This window comes from Tardiphaga sp., from assembly GCF_028290495.1.
Lineage (GTDB): Bacteria > Pseudomonadota > Alphaproteobacteria > Rhizobiales > Xanthobacteraceae > Tardiphaga.
The window spans coordinates 1-15,463 of record NZ_JAQGJT010000059.1 but is presented as its reverse complement, the minus strand read 5'-3'; the positions used below and the strand labels follow the sequence as shown (position 1 = coordinate 15,463).

Here is a 15,463-nt window from a genome sequence, read left to right as displayed (position 1 = left end):
GGCGTCTCCACCGTCATTGCGAGCGCAGCGAAGCAATCCAGTCTTCCTTGCGTGCATGGCCTCCTGGATTGCTTCGTCGCTTCGATCCTCGCAATGACGGCTGAAACAGCAGTGCGATTACCTAACGACAAACAGGCAAATACCCATGGCTGATACATCCTTCGACGTCGTCGTGATCGGTTCCGGTCCCGGCGGATACGTGACCGCGATCCGTGCCGCGCAGCTCGGCTTCAAGACGGCGATCGTCGAGAAGGCCTATCTCGGCGGTATCTGCAACAACTGGGGCTGCATTCCGACCAAGGCGCTGCTGCGCTCGGCCGAGATCTACCACTACATGCAGCACGCCAAGGACTACGGCCTGTCCGCAGACAACATCTCATTTGATATCAAGGCAGTGATCGCCCGCTCGCGCGGCGTCGTGAAGCGTCTCAATGGCGGCGTCGAATATCTGATGAACAAGAACAAGATCGCCATCATCTGGGGTGAGGCGACGCTGGAGGCCGCTGGCAAGTTCACGGTGGCGAAGACGGATGCCGCCGCGCCCAAGGGCGCGCTGGGCGAGGGCGCCTATACCGCCAAGCACATCATCGTCGCCACCGGCGCACGGCCGCGCGCGCTGCCGGGCCTCGAGCCCGACAAGAAGCTGGTCTGGACCTATTTCGAGGCGATGAATCCGGACAAGATGCCGAAGTCGCTGCTGGTGGTCGGCTCCGGCGCCATCGGCATCGAGTTCGCATCGTTCTACCGGACAATGGGCGCCGAGGTCACGGTGGTCGAGGTGCTGCCGCAGATCCTGCCGGTCGAGGACGCCGAGATCGCAGCGTTCGCGCGAAAACAGTTCGAGAAGCAGGGCATCAAGATCCTCGCCAACACCAAGGTGACGAAGCTCGACAAGAAGGCCGACAGCGTTGTCGCCACCATCGATGACGGCAAGAAGCCGGTGACCCAGGAATTCGACCGCGTGATTTCCGCGGTCGGTGTGGTGGGCAACATCGAAGGCTTTGGTCTCGAGAAGCTCGGCGTCAAGACCGAGCGCGGCTGCATCGTGATCGACGCTTACGGCCGCACCAACGTGCCCGGCATCTACGCCATCGGTGACGTTGCCGGCCCCCCGATGCTGGCGCACAAGGCCGAGCATGAAGGTGTGATCTGCGTCGAGAAGATCAAGGGCATGAGCCCGCATCCGATGGACAAGCTTCTCATTCCCGGCTGCACCTATTGCCATCCGCAGGTGGCCTCCGTCGGTCTCACCGAAGCCAAGGCCAAGGAGAGCGGCCGCGAAATCCGCGTCGGCCGTTTCCCGTTCACCGCGAACGGCAAGGCGATCGCGATGGGCGAGGATCAGGGCATGTGCAAGGTGGTGTTCGACAAGAAGACCGGGCAATTGCTCGGCGCGCATCTGGTCGGGGCCGAAGTCACCGAACTGATTCAGGGGTTTGTCGTCGCGATGAATCTCGAGACCACGGAAGAGGAACTGTTCCACACCATCTTCCCGCATCCGACCATCTCGGAGACGATGAAGGAAGCCGTGCTGGATGCCTATGGCCAGGTGCTGAATATGTAGCCAGAGGCCATCTCGGGCTAACAAATTAGCTCGCCTGCTTGTGATAGCAGGCGAGCTAAACTTTTTCTGATGCAGCTTTATCTGATGGTCCGACCAACGGCTGCATGCGCGGCGGTTGGCGTTAAACGGCCGACGCGAATGCGCCGACGATCATCGGAGAAAGTCATGAAGAAGATCATTTTGGCTGCGGCCGGTTCGGCCTTGATCCTGCTGTCCTTCGCGACGGCCGCCAGTGCGGCGCAACGCCACCATGTGCGCAATCCGGCGCCGCAACAGAACACCGGCACTACCGCCGATTCACGCGAATCGCTCAATCAATGGGGCTTCAACCGCGGTCCGTCCTACGGCGGCGGCTATGACGGCCGTTTTGAGGGCGAGGCGATCTCGGCCCCTGCCGGGCGCTGATTCCGACGGCGGTATCGCAAGCGAGGGCGACAAAAGCAGGTTGCGGCGCGGCATGAACATGCCGCACCGCGCCTGAGGCGTGGCATCTGCCCTATTGCACCATTCCAGCTGCCTGAATATTGCCCTTTAGGCTCAAAACCTTGGCCAAACGGGCCAGATGTGGTATCTGGCGCGCGCCGCTTATGATCGCCACCCGTGACCGCCCGCACCCTGCAACAGGCTGCGGCGGTGGAGATATTGCCACCATGACGTCCCCGGCCAATTCCAGCGCAAAGACCGCTTCCGCGCCCGACTCGTTCTTCACTGCTCCGCTCGCTGAGTCCGATCCGGAGATCGCCGCCGCGATCCAGGGCGAACTCGGCCGGCAGCGTCACGAGATCGAACTGATTGCCTCGGAGAACATCGTCAGCCGCGCCGTGATGGAAGCGCAGGGCTCGGTGATGACCAACAAATACGCCGAGGGCTATCCTGGCGCGCGCTATTACGGCGGCTGCGAATTCGTCGATATCGCTGAGAATTTGGCGATCGAGCGCGCCAAGAAGTTGTTCGGCGCTGCCTTCGCCAACGTGCAGCCGAATTCCGGCAGCCAGATGAACCAGGCGGTGTTCCTGGCGCTGCTGCAGCCCGGCGACACCTTCATGGGCCTCGATCTGGCCGCCGGCGGCCATCTCACCCACGGTTCGCCGGTCAACATGTCCGGCAAGTGGTTCAAGCCGGCGCACTATACTGTGCGCCAGGACGACCAGTTGATCGACATGGACGCGCTGGCCAAGCAGGCCGAGGAAGTGAAGCCGAAGCTGATCATCGCCGGCGGCTCCGCCTATTCACGCGCCTGGGACTTCAAGCGCTTCCGCGAGATCGCCGACAGCGTCGGCGCCTACCTGCTGGTCGACATGGCGCATTTCGCCGGCCTCGTCGCCGGTGGTCAGCATGCTTCGCCGGTGCCGTACGCCCACGTTACCACCACCACGACGCACAAGTCGCTGCGCGGCCCGCGTGGCGGCCTGATCCTCACCAATGACGAGGCGCTCGCCAAGAAGCTGAACTCGGCGATCTTCCCCGGCCTGCAGGGTGGCCCGCTGATGCATGTCATCGCCGCCAAGGCGGTGGCGTTCAAGGAAGCACTGCAGCCCGACTTCAAGGTCTACGCCAAGAACGTCGTCGAGAACGCCAAGGCGCTGGCCGAAACGCTGCGCGCGCAGGGCTACGACATCGTCTCGGGCGGCACCGACAATCATCTGATGCTCGTCGACCTCCGGCCGAAGGGCCTGAAGGGCAACGTTTCGGAGAAGGCGCTGGTTCGCGCCGGCATCACCTGCAACAAGAACGGTGTGCCCTACGATCCCGAGAAGCCGTGGATCACTTCGGGCATCCGTCTCGGCACGCCTGCGGCGACCACGCGCGGCTTCGGCATCGCGGAGTTCAAGCAGACCGGCGAGATGATCGCCGAGGTGCTGAGCGCGGTGGCGCAGTCCGGCGACGGCAGCGCGCCGCTGGTCGAGGCCGCCATCAAGGAGCGGGTCAGAGCGCTGACCGACCGTTTCCCGATCTATCAGTAAGGGTCTTTGGAATGCGATGTCCGAACTGCAATAGCCTGGATACGCAGGTCAAGGACTCGCGTCCCACGGAAGATTCCGCGGTCATCCGACGGCGGCGTGTCTGCATTACCTGCAATTTCCGCTTCACCACCTTCGAGCGGGTGCAGTTGCGGGAATTGACGGTGATCAAGCGCGCCGGCCGCCGGGTGCCGTTCGATCGCGACAAGCTGGTGCGCTCGCTGCAGATCTCCCTGCGCAAGCGGCCCGTCGATCCGGAGCGGGTCGAAAAGATGGTGTCGGCGATCGTGCGCGAGCTGGAAAGCGGCGGCGAGGCCGAGATTTCCTCGGAGACAATCGGCGAGATCGTGATGGAGCATCTGCGCCAGCTCGACGACGTCGCTTATGTCCGCTTTGCCTCGGTGTATCGCAATTTTCGCGAGGCCAAGGATTTCGAGGCGGTGCTTGGCGAACTGTCCGGCGAAGACGACCCGAAGCCAATCCCGTTGCGAAAATGATCTTCCGCATCCTGGAAGACCAGCATGCCGAAAAATCTGCTGAAGCGAAGGCGACCGACCGCCGCTTCATGCAACTGGCGCTGACGCTCGGCCGCCGCGGGCAGGGTCGTACCTGGCCCAATCCCGCCGTTGGCGCTGTGATCGTCAAGGACGGCGTCGTTGTCGGCCGCGGCTGGACTCAGCCCGGCGGCCGGCCGCACGGCGAGCCGGTGGCGCTGGCGCAGGCCGGCGACGCCGCGCGCGGCGCTACGCTCTATGTCACGCTGGAGCCGTGCTCGCATGTCGGCAAATCGCCGCCTTGCGCGGACGCGATTATCAAAGCGGGCATCGCCCGGGTGGTGTCGGCCATCGAGGATCCCAATCCGGAAGTCGCGGGGCAGGGCCATGCACGCCTGCGCGCCGTCGGCATCAAGGTCGATGTCGGGCTGTGTGCGGAAGATGCCGCACACGATCACGCCGGTCATTTCCGCCGCATCCGCGACAAGCGCCCGCATGTGGTTCTTAAGCTCGCGGTGTCGCCGGACGGCATGATCGGCGCTGCCGGGCGGAAGCCCGTCGCGGTGACCGGCGAAATGGTGCGGTCGCGCGTGCATCTATTGCGCGCGCAGTGCGATGCCGTGCTGGTCGGCATCGGCACGGTGCTTTCGGACGACCCCGAACTTACCTGCCGGCTGCCCGGCATGGCGGCGCGCTCGCCGGTGCGGGTGGTGCTCGACCGCGCGCTGCGGTTGCCGGGCACCACGAAGCTCGTGCATTCGGCGCGTGCCCATCCCTTGTGGGTGATGACTTCCAGCCTCTCCGAAGCGCCTGCCGCGATGAAGCTCGGCGCGGCGGGCGGGCATGTGCTGCGCGTGCCGGTGACGACCTCGCCGCCGCCGGGGCTGGATCTGTCCGCCGTGCTGAAGACGCTGGCGGAGAAGGGCATCACGCGGCTTTTGGTCGAGGGCGGCTCGAAGGTCGCGGCGTCGTTCGTGGCGGCCGATCTGGTCGACGAGGTCTGGCTGTTTCGCGGTGCGAATGACATCGGCGGGGGCGGCGTCCCGGCGCTGGACGCATTGCCGCTATCGGTGATCACCGGGTCGCCCTGCCTCAAGGCCCGTGCTAGCGAAGCGATCGAAAACGACACCCTGACCATTTACGAGCGTGCATAGATGTTTACCGGCATTGTCACCGACATCGGCGAAATCGAGACCCTGACGCCGACGGCGCAGGGCCAGCTGCACCGGCTGCGCATCCTGTGCCGCTATGACCAGACGGGAATTGCCGACGGCGCCTCGATCGCCTGCAACGGCGTCTGTCTCACGGTGGTCGGCTCCGGCACGACTGGCGATCGCACCTGGTTCGAGGTCGATGCCGGCGCGGAAACGCTGGGCATGACGACCGCCCGGCACTGGAAGGTCGGAACCCGCCTCAATTTGGAGCGCGCGCTGAAGATCGGCGACGAACTCGGCGGCCACATCGTCGCCGGCCATGTCGACGGCATCGCCAGCATTTTGGCGCGAGATAACCTGCCGGACATGGCGCGCTTCACGCTGCGCACCAGCCGCGAATTGGCTCGGTTCATCGCCACCAAGGGCTCGGTGACGCTGGATGGTGCGTCGCTGACGGTGAATACCGTCGATGACGTGACGTTTTCGGTGCTGATCATCCCGCATACGCTGTCCGTGACGACTGTCGGCGACTGGCAGGCCGGCCATGAGGTCAATCTCGAAGTCGACCTGATGGCGCGCTACGCGGCGCGGCTTTCGGAAATGAAATAGCCGCAAAGCTTGGCTTTGCCGGCTGCTGCGCCTAAAACGCATGCCAATTCAGATGATGACAACAGGTAGATAATGGCAGACGCGCGACGCGCCCAGTTGCAGGACCAAACCGACATTTCCGGCGCCCGGGTGCTGATTGTCGAGGCCCGTTTCTATGACGATATCCAGGACGCGATGATGGAAGGCGCGGTCGCCGAACTGACCGCGGCCGGCGTCACCCACACGGTCCTCACCGTGCCCGGCGCGCTGGAAATTCCGGCAGCGATCGCGATCGCGCTCGATGCCGCCGAGAAGAACGACGAGCCCTATGACGCGGCGATCGCGCTGGGCTGCGTGGTGCGCGGCGACACCATCCACTTCGAGATCGTTTCGATGGAATCCTCGCGCGCGCTGATGGACCTCGCGGTGCAGCGCCGCATCCCGCTCGGAAACGGCATCATCACGGTGAACACCGACGAGCAGGCTTGGGCGCGGGCACGCGCTTCCGAGCTCAACAAGGGCGGCGACGCGGCGCGGGCGGCGCTGGCGATGCTGCGGATCAAACGCCGTCTGGCGAAGAGCTGAGACATGGCAGAGATCAAGAAGGCGACCGTCAAGAAGTCCGACAAGAAATCAGTCGATGCCAAGCCGGCTGAAAAGAAGGCCAACAAGCGCGGCGCGGCGCGGCTGGCAGCTGTGCAGGCGCTGTACCAGATGGATATCGGCGGCGCCGGCATCAACGACATCTTCGCCGAGTTCGAGAGCCATTGGCTCGGCAACGAGGTCGAGGGCGACCAGTACCTGCCCGCCGAAGAAGCGTTCTTCCGCGATATCGTCGCGGGCGTTGTGCGCGACCAGAACAAGCTTGATCCCTTGATCGATGACGCGCTGTCGCGCGGCTGGCCGTTGCAGCGCATCGAGGCGATCCTGCGCGCGGTGATGCGGGCCGGCGCCTATGAGCTGGAGCATCGCAAGGATATCCCGGCGCGCGTGATCGTCTCCGAATATGTCGATGTCGCGCATGCCTTCGTTGAGGGTGACGAGACCGGCATGGTCAATGCCGTGCTCGACCAGATCGCCCGGCAATTTCGCAACGACGAGTTTTCGCGGAGCTGAAGCATGGCTTCCGGCGAAGACTCCCTCATCGCCCGCTACTTCAAGCCGCTTGCCACCGACCCCGGCGCCTTCGGGCTGACCGACGACGCGGCGGTGCTGAAGTCGGCCGGTGAGGATATCGTCGTTAACACCGACGCCATCGTCGAAGGCGTGCATTTCCTGCCCGACGATCCCGCCGACAGTATCGCGCGAAAAGCGTTGCGCGTGAACCTGTCCGATCTCGCCGCCAAGGGCGCCGTGCCGGCCGGCTTCGTGCTGACGCTGGCGTTGCGCGACACCGATGAGGCGTGGTTGGCCGAATTCGCGCGCGGCCTCGGCGAGGACGTGGCACAGTTTGGCTGCGCGCTGCTCGGCGGTGACACGGTCTCGACGCCTGGCCCGCTGATGATCTCGGTCACCGCCTTCGGCCGCGTGCCCACGGGAAAAATGGTGCGACGCGCGGGTGCCGCGGCCGGCGACCGTGTGGTGGTCACTGGCACGATCGGCGACGCCGCGCTTGGGCTTGCGGCGCTGCGCGGCGGCGCTGTGGCGACGGCATTGGTGGATCAGCCCGCGCTGCGGGACTTGCTGGTGTCGCGCTATCGCGTGCCGCAGCCGCGCAGCGCGCTGGCCTGGGTCGTGCGCGACCATGCCAGTGCGGCAATGGATGTCTCGGATGGCCTTGCCGGCGATCTTGCCAAATTGTGCGACGTGTCCCGCGTCTCGGCCGACATCGATGCGGCCGCGGTGCCGCTGTCGGCGCCGGTCATGTTTCTGGCGGAGCGCGGACTGGCCAGCATAGAATCCATCCTGTCCGGCGGCGACGACTATGAAATCCTATGCACTGTTCCCGAGGAGCGCTTCGCCGCTTTCGCGGCTGATGCCTGGCAGGCCGGCGTCGCGGTGACCACGATCGGCCGGATTGTCGAGGGATCCTCCGGGCCGCGCTTCCTCGATGCGCAGGGTGGGGCGATGGCGCTGACACGGCTGTCCTACAGTCACTTCTGACGCTGTCATCCAGCCGTCAGGAAGTCGTTACATCCTCTCAAAAATACCAAGGTTAAGCCTTTCGCAGCGTTGCACCCTGTGGGCGATTTTGCCATGCTCGGCTTACGAGAGGCCGTCCTCACGTGTGGGCAGGCCTCCTTTTTATGCGTCCGAAAATCGGGCGCGGGGCAGGAAGGACTGAGGCATTCCATGACAGCATTGTGGGTGATCGTGCTCTGCGGGGCACTTTCGATCGTATACGCGATCTGGGCGACGGCGTCGGTGATGAAGGCGGATGCCGGAAATGCGCGGATGCAGGAAATCGCAGAAGCGGTGCGCGAGGGCGCGCAGGCGTACTTGAAGCGTCAGTATCTCACCATCGGCATCGTCGGCGTCGTGATCTTCTTGTTGCTGGCGTACTTCCTCGGCATGCTGGTCGCGTTCGGCTTCCTGATCGGTGCGGTGCTGTCGGGCGCCGCCGGTTTCATCGGCATGAATGTGTCGGTGCGCGCCAACGTTCGCACCGCACAGGCGGCGACGATTTCGCTGGCAGGCGGCCTTGAACTGGCCTTCAAGGCCGGCGCTATCACCGGCATGCTGGTGGCGGGTCTGGCGTTGCTCGGCGTCACCATCTACTTCGCCTATCTCACCCATGTACTCGGCCACGCCGCCAACAGCCGCATCGTCGTCGATGCGCTGGTGGCGCTGGGCTTCGGCGCGTCGCTGATCTCGATCTTCGCGCGTCTCGGCGGCGGCATCTTCACCAAGGGTGCCGATGTCGGCGGCGATCTGGTCGGCAAGGTCGAGGCCGGGATTCCCGAGGACGATCCGCGCAACCCTGCGACCATCGCGGACAACGTCGGCGACAATGTCGGTGACTGCGCCGGCATGGCGGCCGACCTGTTCGAGACCTATGCGGTGACCGCGGTCGCCACGATGGTGCTGGCCGCGATCTTCTTTGCGAGTTCGCCGCTGCTGGTCAACATGATGACGCTGCCGCTGGCGATTGGTGGCATCTGCATTCTGACCTCGATTGCCGGTACCTTCTTCGTCAAGCTCGGGCCGAGCCAGTCGATTATGGGCGCCTTGTACAAGGGCCTGATCGCCACCGGCGTGCTGTCGCTATTCGGCGTCGCTCTGGTGATCTGGTGGCTGATTGGCTTTGGCCCGCTGGCCGGCGTGAAGTACACCGGGCTCGCATTGTTCGAATGCGGCGTCGCTGGCCTCGTCGTCACTGCGCTGATCATCGTGATCACCGAATACTACACCGGCACACAGTATCGCCCGGTGAAGTCGATCGCCGCGTCATCCGTCACCGGCCACGGCACTAACGTGATCCAGGGCCTCGCGATCTCGATGGAGTCGACCGCGGGTCCCGCGCTCGTCATCATCGCCGGCATTCTGGTCACCTACAGCCTGGCCGGCCTGTTCGGCATCGCCATCGCCACCACCACAATGCTGGCGCTGGCCGGCATGATCGTGGCGCTCGACGCCTTCGGCCCCGTTACCGACAATGCCGGCGGCATTGCCGAAATGGCCGGGCTGCCGAAGGAAGTCCGCAAGGCCACCGACGCGCTGGACGCCGTCGGCAACACCACCAAGGCGGTCACCAAGGGGTACGCGATTGGCTCTGCCGGTCTCGGCGCACTGGTGCTGTTCGCGGCATATAATGAGGATCTCAAGTTCTTCATCGCCAATGCCGCAAAGTATCCTTACTTCCAGGGCGTGCTGCCGGACTTCTCGCTGAACAATCCCTATGTGGTGGTCGGCCTGCTGTTTGGCGGCTTGCTGCCATACCTGTTCGGCGCGATGGGCATGACCGCGGTGGGGCGCGCGGCCTCTGCCATCGTGGAAGAAGTGCGACGTCAGTTCCGCGAAAAGCCGGGCATCATGCAGGGCACTGACAAGCCGGATTACAAAAAGGCGGTCGATCTGCTGACCAAGGCGGCGATCAAGGAGATGATCATCCCGTCGCTGCTGCCGGTGCTGTCGCCGATCGTGGTGTACTTCCTGATCTACGCGATCGCCGGCGGCGGCGCGGAGGGCAAGTCGGCGGCGTTCTCGGCGGTCGGAGCGATGCTGCTCGGAGTTATCGTCACCGGCCTGTTCGTGGCGATCTCGATGACCTCGGGCGGCGGCGCCTGGGACAACGCCAAGAAGTACATCGAGGACGGTCACTTCGGCGGCAAGGGCTCGGACGCCCACAAGGCCGCGGTGACCGGCGACACCGTTGGCGATCCCTACAAGGACACGGCGGGCCCGGCGGTCAACCCGATGATCAAGATCACCAACATCGTGGCGCTCTTGCTGCTGGCGATCATGGCGCATTGAGCGGCGTATGAATCAAAAGCCCCGCGGCGCGAGCCGCGGGGCTTTTTCGTTGTATCCGGGACCTCTGGGTTATCCCGCGAAATTCGCGGCGATGCGTTGCTGCAGGTAGTCATGCGCCGAGATCGGCTCGTAGACCTTGCCCGGACCCTGGATCATGAAGTCCCTGTTGGCCTGGCAGAAGAACGGCAATGAGTAGCGCGGGCCCTGATATTCGTCCGCCGCGGGCATCCGGACGCGGTGCAGCGTCGAGAGCAACTGGTCGTCGCTCCAGCGTCGCAGCATGTCGCCGATGTTGCAGGTGATGACGCCTGGCGCCGGCTCGACATCGGTCCATTCCAGATCTGTGGATTCCTTGCCGGGGCAAAGCTGCAGGCCGCCCTGGCCGGTGCGCTGGTGCAGCAGCGTCAGGCAGTCGTAATCGGTATGGGCGCCGGCGCGCCAGCCGGTGAAGTCTTCCGGCTTGGCGTTGGTCATCGGCAGATAATGCAGCAGTCGCAGCGTGCTCTGGTATTCTGTCGATTGCGGATCGTGGGCTTCAGTGAAGAAGTCGGGCTTGAAACCCAGCTTCAAGGCAAAGCAGGACAGCACCTTCATGCCGACCGCCCAGTTGGCGCGCTCGAAGGCCAGCATCGCGGCCTTGAAGCCGGGCAGGGCGTCGCTGTCGGGCCAAAGCTTGGCCATCCGCGGCACCGTGATCTGATAGGATTCCTTGTTGTCCGCGGTCCCGGTGGAGGGGCGGACCTGGCTCTTGTATTCCCAGCCGGCATTGGTACCGCGGCCGAGCGGCATTTTGGCCTTCTCCTCGTTCGGCAGGTCGAAAAAGCGCGCGGTCATGTCGAAGGCTTCGTCGACCTGCGCCTGCGGGATGCCGTGGTTGATGAGTTGGAAGAAGCCGATCTGCGTCGAGGCTTCCCATAGCTGGTCGGCGATCTCCTGCCTGCGCGCCTCGAAATTGCCGAGGTCGATCTTGCGGATTTCGCGCTGCTTGATGCTGCCGATGCCGCCGAATTTGGTTTCCTGGTTGAGTTCGGCCAGTGAGTAGGCTGCGTTGCTCTGAGCCGTCATGGTGGTTCTCCAACGTCGAACGCGGCTGATGCCGCAGGTTAGAGGAGCAATGTCCCGCTTGTGCGAGGACTGCTTCTACTCCCGGTGATTGGCAGGGCGGCTTGTGGCCGTCACGCCGGATAGCCGGAGGCGTCGAACGACTCGACGTTCCCCCGTCAGGGACCGAACCGGATATCGCGCCTGGATAGAGGGCTGGTAGATCGCGCGATGCCGGCTTCAGAACGAAATATCGATCCCTGCCGAGCAATGTCCCAAACCCCTGAAGGTGGTCCTGACTGCTTCTACTCGCCCAGACCTCACCAAAGTTCGCAAAAACAGGCAAGCTCATAGGATAGGCAGCGCGCTGAAATGTCGTTCAGCGGCAGATAGGGCTTGCCCGGCGGCCGGCGGCGTCCGATGGATGGCGAAGCTCTCAACAAGGCGGACGGTATGGCCAAGGCGATCACCATCTACGGCATCAAGAACTGCGACACGATGAAGAAGGCGCGTAACTGGCTCGACAGCCACGGCGTCGCCTATCAGTTTCACGACTACAAGGCGGAAGGCATCGACAAGGCCAGGCTCGTCGGCTGGGCCAGGGCGGTCGGCTGGGAGGTGCTGCTGAACCGCGCCGGCACCACCTTCCGCAAGCTCGAGGAGGTCGACAGGCAGGACATCACCGAAGCCCGCGCCATCGCGTTGATGCTGGCGCAGCCCTCGATGATCAAGCGGCCGGTGCTCGACCTCGGCGGCCGGCTGCTGGTCGGCTTCAGGCCGGAGATCTACGAAAAGGAAGTGAAGTAGCCGGATGCTGCGGCTGAGGTCTCAATCGATCTCCACCACATCGTCGGCGACAATGCGGCTCGGCGCGCGGTGGAACAGGTTGCAGTCGATCACGGCGCGGATCTTGGGGGTGGGAAGGATCTTGTGGCCGCGCATCAGGTTCTTGATTTCGAAGCCGCCGTCCTCGCTGATAGTTTTCAGCGAGGCCATGATGTGCGTGACGCCGTGGCCGTCAGAGAACGGCATCAGCAGGCGCTCATAGGCGACGGCACGGCCGTTGACGTCGTCAACCATCGCGACGGTGTAGACCGGCAACATGCGGCGCATGCATTCGTCATAGATCGGCAGCACCAAGGGGCCGAGAATCGGGCCGACATAGTCGTCGAGATAACGGCCCTTGCCGGTGGTGCCATAGGCGTTCGACATCCGCGTGCCGCTGCTGTCGATGATCAAGCGTGGCGGCTGCGAGGCGGAATCGACGATGTAGTTCACCAGATCCGGCAATTCCTCTGCGAGACGCTCCGGTTGATAGTCGTCGATGCGCGGCAGGGACTGCTGCCGGGCGTAGAGCCGCAGCCAGCAATTCAGCAGATCGCGCTGCCGGATCGATTTCACGACGGAGGGATCGGCGCTCAGGAAATCCACGGCTGCAATCCGGTTGTGCTGTCGGATACCGTACTGTGGACGTTCGAGACGAACAATCCATTACGATACCGTAAGCAATCATAATACAATTAATAGCGGCTTTCCGCCGACCGTCGCGCGGGCGTGACCCGCATGTACCATGCAAGGCGACGGCGCCATTCGACTAAGGGCCAAGCTGCCGGGGCTAACGGCCCACAAAATCTGGTGCATTGCACCTTGCGTTCACCATGTCGTTGACGGCATATTCCCGATTGAGGCAGCCGGACGGGCGCGAAAGCACCCGGAACAGGCCGCCCGAAAAAATAGCCACCCGTGACGACACGCACGGAAAGGCTTCTGGGGGAAATTTGCTTGGCCGATGAGTTCATTCTTGAAACCCACGGATTGACCAAGGAATTCGCGGGCTTCTTCGCCGTCCGCGATGTCAATCTCAAGGTCAAACGCGGTACCATTCACGCGCTGATCGGTCCCAACGGGGCCGGCAAGACGACGTGTTTCAACCTGCTGACCAAGTTCCTGAGTCCGTCAGCAGGGCAGATCCTGTACAATGGCCGTGATATCACCGCGTTGGCGCCGGCCGATGTGGCTCGGCAGGGGCTGGTGCGCTCGTTCCAGATATCGGCGGTGTTTCCGCACCTGACCGCGCTGGAGAATGTCCGTGTTGCACTGCAGCGCCAGCATGGTGCGTCGTTCGATTTCTGGCGCTCCAAGAACGTGCTCGACCAGTATAACCGGCGCGCCGAGGAACTGCTTGAAGATGTCGGCCTGAGCGAGTTCACGCAGACGCCCGCAGTGGAGATGCCCTACGGCCGCAAGCGCGCTTTGGAGATCGCCACCACGCTGGCACTCGATCCGGAGATGATGCTGCTCGACGAACCGATGGCCGGCATGGGCCATGAGGACATTGACAAGATCGCCGCGCTGATCAAGCGGATTTCGGCGAAATATACCATCCTGATGGTCGAGCATAACCTCAGCGTGGTGTCCAATCTGTCCGACATCATTACAGTTTTGACGCGCGGCAAGGTGCTGGCCGAAGGCAGCTATGCCGATCTGACCAAGGACCCGCGCGTCAAGGAAGCGTACCTGGGAGCAGGCCATGACTGAGTTGACAATGGTCGATCCCGCGACGTCAGCCACGGCCGAAAAGCCGGTACTCGAGATCAACAATCTCCAGGCGTGGTATGGCGAGTCGCACATCCTGCATGGCATCAATTTCAACGTGAAGCCGGGCGAAGTGGTGACCTTGCTGGGCCGTAACGGCGCCGGCAAGACCACGACGCTGAAGTCGATCATGGGTATCATCGGCAAGCGTACCGGTTCGATCAAGTTCGACGGCCATGACATCTCGAAGGCGACGTCGGACAGGATTGCCCGGCTCGGTATCGCCTTCTGCCCGGAAGAGCGTGGCATCTTCGCAAGCCTCGACGTGCGGGAAAACCTGCTGCTGCCGCCGATCGTACGGCCTGGCGGATTGTCGCTCGATGCGATCTTCGAGCTGTTTCCCAATCTCAAGGAGCGGCTTAACAGCCAGGGCACGAAACTATCCGGCGGCGAGCAGCAGATGCTTGCGATCGGCCGCATCCTGCGCACCGGCGCGCGCTTCCTGATGCTGGACGAGCCGACCGAAGGTCTCGCGCCGGTGATCATCCAGCAGATCGGGCACACCATCGCCCGGCTGAAATCGGAAGGTTTCACGATCCTGCTGGTCGAGCAGAATTTCCGTTTCGCCGCCACCGTGGCGGATCGCTACTACATTGTTGAGCACGGCAAGATCATTGACGGCTTCGCCAATTCCGAACTATCGGCGAACATGGACAAGCTGCACACCTATCTCGGCGTCTGACAGGCGCACCAGAAAACCGGAGGGGGACTAATCATGAAAAGCAAAATCGCAGCATTACTGCTCGGAACCGCGCTGACGCTGGCGACAGCGGGCATCGCGTCCGCGCAGGACAAGACCATCAAGATCGGCGCGCTGAGCGACCAGTCCGGGCTTTACTCCGACCTTGGCGGACCCGGCTCGACGCTGGCTGCGCAGATGGCGGCCGAGGATTCTGGCCTGAAGGCAAAGGGCTGGACGATCGATATTATTTCCGGCGATCATCAGAACAAGCCCGACGTCGGCTCCAACATTGCGCGGCAGTGGTTCGACATCGACAAGGTCGATACCATCGTCGACGTACCGAATTCCGGCGTGGCGCTGGCGGTCAATAACATCGTTAAGGAAAAGAACGGCGTCTACATCAATTCCGGTGCCGCGACCTCCGACCTGACCAACGCGCAGTGCACGCCCAACACCGTGCACTGGACTTACGACACTTACATGCTCGCCCATTCGACCGGGCAGGCGATGGTCAAGTCCGGCGGGGACAGCTGGTTCTTCATGACGGCCGACTATGCCTTTGGCGCCGCGCTCGAGCGCGACACGACGGAAGTGATTAAGGCGAACGGCGGCAAGGTGGTCGGCGGCGTCAAGACCCCGCTCAACACTGCGGACTTTTCGTCGTTCCTGCTGCAGGCGCAGTCATCCAAGGCCAAGGTGATCGGTCTGGCCAACGCCGGCGGCGACACCACCAACTCGATCAAGCAGGCGGCCGAATTCGGCATCACCAAGGGCGGCCAGAAGCTCGCGGCGCTGCTGGTCTTCATTACTGACGACAAGGCGAGCGGCCTCGAGACCGCGCAGGGCCTGAGCTTCACCGAGACCTTCTACTGGGATCTCAACGACCAGACCCGCGCCTTCTCCAAGAAGTTCGCGGCGCGGATGAAAAACGGCGCACCGCCGTCGATGGTGCAGGCGGGCGTCTATGCCGG

The 15,463-nt window shown here is 63.4% G+C and carries 16 protein-coding genes; 14 read left to right on the top strand and 2 right to left on the bottom strand.

The genetic code is table 11. The features are described 5' to 3' along the window. Positions 1-145 precede the first annotated feature (145 nt). The 10 genes from lpdA (at position 146) to JWQ24_RS11245 (ending at position 10,174) form a co-directional block, all read left to right on the top strand. Positions 146-1,564 carry a dihydrolipoyl dehydrogenase gene (gene lpdA / locus JWQ24_RS11290; protein WP_299807648.1) on the top strand — a complete coding sequence of 473 codons (1,419 nt, stop codon included), beginning with the start codon at positions 146-148 and terminating at the stop codon, positions 1,562-1,564. A 165-nt stretch (positions 1,565-1,729) separates the two neighbouring features. Then, a complete protein-coding gene (locus JWQ24_RS11285; protein WP_299807646.1) occupies positions 1,730-1,969 on the top strand; it encodes a hypothetical protein in 240 nt (79 codons plus the stop codon). A 245-nt stretch (positions 1,970-2,214) separates the two neighbouring features. Further along, positions 2,215-3,528, top strand: coding sequence for a serine hydroxymethyltransferase (glyA, locus tag JWQ24_RS11280; protein ID WP_299807644.1), 1,314 nt, complete (start codon positions 2,215-2,217; stop codon positions 3,526-3,528). Between the two features lie 11 nt (positions 3,529-3,539). Then, positions 3,540-4,022, top strand: coding sequence for a transcriptional regulator NrdR (nrdR, locus tag JWQ24_RS11275; RefSeq protein ID WP_299807642.1), 483 nt, complete (start codon positions 3,540-3,542; stop codon positions 4,020-4,022). Next, the gene (gene ribD, locus JWQ24_RS11270; protein ID WP_299807640.1) at positions 4,019-5,173 is read left to right on the top strand and encodes a bifunctional diaminohydroxyphosphoribosylaminopyrimidine deaminase/5-amino-6-(5-phosphoribosylamino)uracil reductase RibD; all 1,155 of its coding nucleotides are present in this window, start codon (positions 4,019-4,021) and stop codon (positions 5,171-5,173) included. The genes nrdR and ribD overlap by 4 nt, the downstream gene beginning before the upstream one ends. Next, the gene (locus JWQ24_RS11265) at positions 5,174-5,782 is read left to right on the top strand and encodes a riboflavin synthase (RefSeq protein ID WP_299807638.1); all 609 of its coding nucleotides are present in this window, start codon (positions 5,174-5,176) and stop codon (positions 5,780-5,782) included. 72 nt (positions 5,783-5,854) lie between these two features. After that, positions 5,855-6,346 (top strand): 6,7-dimethyl-8-ribityllumazine synthase, encoded by a 492-nt coding sequence (ribH, locus tag JWQ24_RS11260; RefSeq protein WP_299807636.1) that lies wholly within the window; start codon positions 5,855-5,857, stop codon positions 6,344-6,346. Between the two features lie 3 nt (positions 6,347-6,349). Then, positions 6,350-6,877, top strand: a complete 528-nt coding sequence (nusB, locus tag JWQ24_RS11255) for a transcription antitermination factor NusB (RefSeq protein WP_299807634.1) — start codon at positions 6,350-6,352, stop codon at positions 6,875-6,877. Between the two features lie 3 nt (positions 6,878-6,880). Then, the gene (gene thiL / locus JWQ24_RS11250) at positions 6,881-7,864 is read left to right on the top strand and encodes a thiamine-phosphate kinase (protein WP_299807633.1); all 984 of its coding nucleotides are present in this window, start codon (positions 6,881-6,883) and stop codon (positions 7,862-7,864) included. Between the two features lie 189 nt (positions 7,865-8,053). Next, positions 8,054-10,174 (top strand): sodium-translocating pyrophosphatase, encoded by a 2,121-nt coding sequence (locus JWQ24_RS11245; RefSeq protein WP_299807632.1) that lies wholly within the window; start codon positions 8,054-8,056, stop codon positions 10,172-10,174. Positions 10,175-10,243: 69 nt separating this feature from the next. Here JWQ24_RS11245 and JWQ24_RS11240 read toward each other — a convergent pair whose 3' ends face one another. Beyond that, positions 10,244-11,239 carry a 2-oxoglutarate and iron-dependent oxygenase domain-containing protein gene (locus JWQ24_RS11240; protein ID WP_299807630.1) on the bottom strand — a complete coding sequence of 332 codons (996 nt, stop codon included), beginning with the start codon at positions 11,237-11,239 and terminating at the stop codon, positions 10,244-10,246. A gap of 396 nt (positions 11,240-11,635) precedes the next feature. On the opposite strand from JWQ24_RS11240, the gene JWQ24_RS11235 reads away from it, so the two are divergent. Next, on the top strand, positions 11,636-12,022 hold the full coding sequence (locus tag JWQ24_RS11235; protein WP_299807627.1) for an ArsC family reductase: 387 nt from the start codon (positions 11,636-11,638) through the stop codon (positions 12,020-12,022). 21 nt (positions 12,023-12,043) lie between these two features. Here the strand turns inward: JWQ24_RS11235 and JWQ24_RS11230 are convergent, their stop codons facing one another. After that, positions 12,044-12,646 carry a PAS domain-containing protein gene (locus JWQ24_RS11230; RefSeq protein ID WP_299807625.1) on the bottom strand — a complete coding sequence of 201 codons (603 nt, stop codon included), beginning with the start codon at positions 12,644-12,646 and terminating at the stop codon, positions 12,044-12,046. Positions 12,647-12,997: 351 nt separating this feature from the next. Here JWQ24_RS11230 and JWQ24_RS11225 point away from each other — a divergent pair, with 351 nt between their 5' ends. From JWQ24_RS11225 to JWQ24_RS11215, 3 genes are all read left to right on the top strand, one after another. Continuing rightward, on the top strand, positions 12,998-13,753 hold the full coding sequence (locus tag JWQ24_RS11225) for an ABC transporter ATP-binding protein (protein WP_299807623.1): 756 nt from the start codon (positions 12,998-13,000) through the stop codon (positions 13,751-13,753). Continuing rightward, the gene (locus JWQ24_RS11220) at positions 13,746-14,492 is read left to right on the top strand and encodes an ABC transporter ATP-binding protein (RefSeq protein WP_299807621.1); all 747 of its coding nucleotides are present in this window, start codon (positions 13,746-13,748) and stop codon (positions 14,490-14,492) included. The genes JWQ24_RS11225 and JWQ24_RS11220 overlap by 8 nt, the downstream gene beginning before the upstream one ends. 33 nt (positions 14,493-14,525) lie before the next feature. Continuing rightward, positions 14,526-15,463 (top strand): ABC transporter substrate-binding protein (locus tag JWQ24_RS11215; RefSeq protein WP_299807619.1); only part of this gene is annotated, 938 nt, incomplete at its 3' end.

Excerpts from the sequence above, each read along its gene's own strand:
- glyA (WP_299807644.1), top strand. The coding sequence starts at position 2,215 with ATGACGTCCCCGGCCAATTCCAGCGCAAAGACCGCTTCCGCGCCCGAC.
- JWQ24_RS11235 (WP_299807627.1), top strand. The coding sequence starts at position 11,636 with ATGGATGGCGAAGCTCTCAACAAGGCGGACGGTATGGCCAAGGCGATC.
- nrdR (WP_299807642.1), top strand. The coding sequence starts at position 3,540 with ATGCGATGTCCGAACTGCAATAGCCTGGATACGCAGGTCAAGGACTCG.
- ribD (WP_299807640.1), top strand. The coding sequence starts at position 4,019 with ATGATCTTCCGCATCCTGGAAGACCAGCATGCCGAAAAATCTGCTGAA.
- JWQ24_RS11240 (WP_299807630.1), bottom strand. The coding sequence starts at position 11,239 with ATGACGGCTCAGAGCAACGCAGCCTACTCACTGGCCGAACTCAACCAG.
- JWQ24_RS11245 (WP_299807632.1), top strand. The coding sequence starts at position 8,054 with ATGACAGCATTGTGGGTGATCGTGCTCTGCGGGGCACTTTCGATCGTA.
- JWQ24_RS11265 (WP_299807638.1), top strand. The coding sequence starts at position 5,174 with ATGTTTACCGGCATTGTCACCGACATCGGCGAAATCGAGACCCTGACG.
- thiL (WP_299807633.1), top strand. The coding sequence starts at position 6,881 with ATGGCTTCCGGCGAAGACTCCCTCATCGCCCGCTACTTCAAGCCGCTT.
- ribH (WP_299807636.1), top strand. The coding sequence starts at position 5,855 with ATGGCAGACGCGCGACGCGCCCAGTTGCAGGACCAAACCGACATTTCC.
- lpdA (WP_299807648.1), top strand. The coding sequence starts at position 146 with ATGGCTGATACATCCTTCGACGTCGTCGTGATCGGTTCCGGTCCCGGC.
- nusB (WP_299807634.1), top strand. The coding sequence starts at position 6,350 with ATGGCAGAGATCAAGAAGGCGACCGTCAAGAAGTCCGACAAGAAATCA.
- JWQ24_RS11220 (WP_299807621.1), top strand. The coding sequence starts at position 13,746 with ATGACTGAGTTGACAATGGTCGATCCCGCGACGTCAGCCACGGCCGAA.
- JWQ24_RS11285 (WP_299807646.1), top strand. The coding sequence starts at position 1,730 with ATGAAGAAGATCATTTTGGCTGCGGCCGGTTCGGCCTTGATCCTGCTG.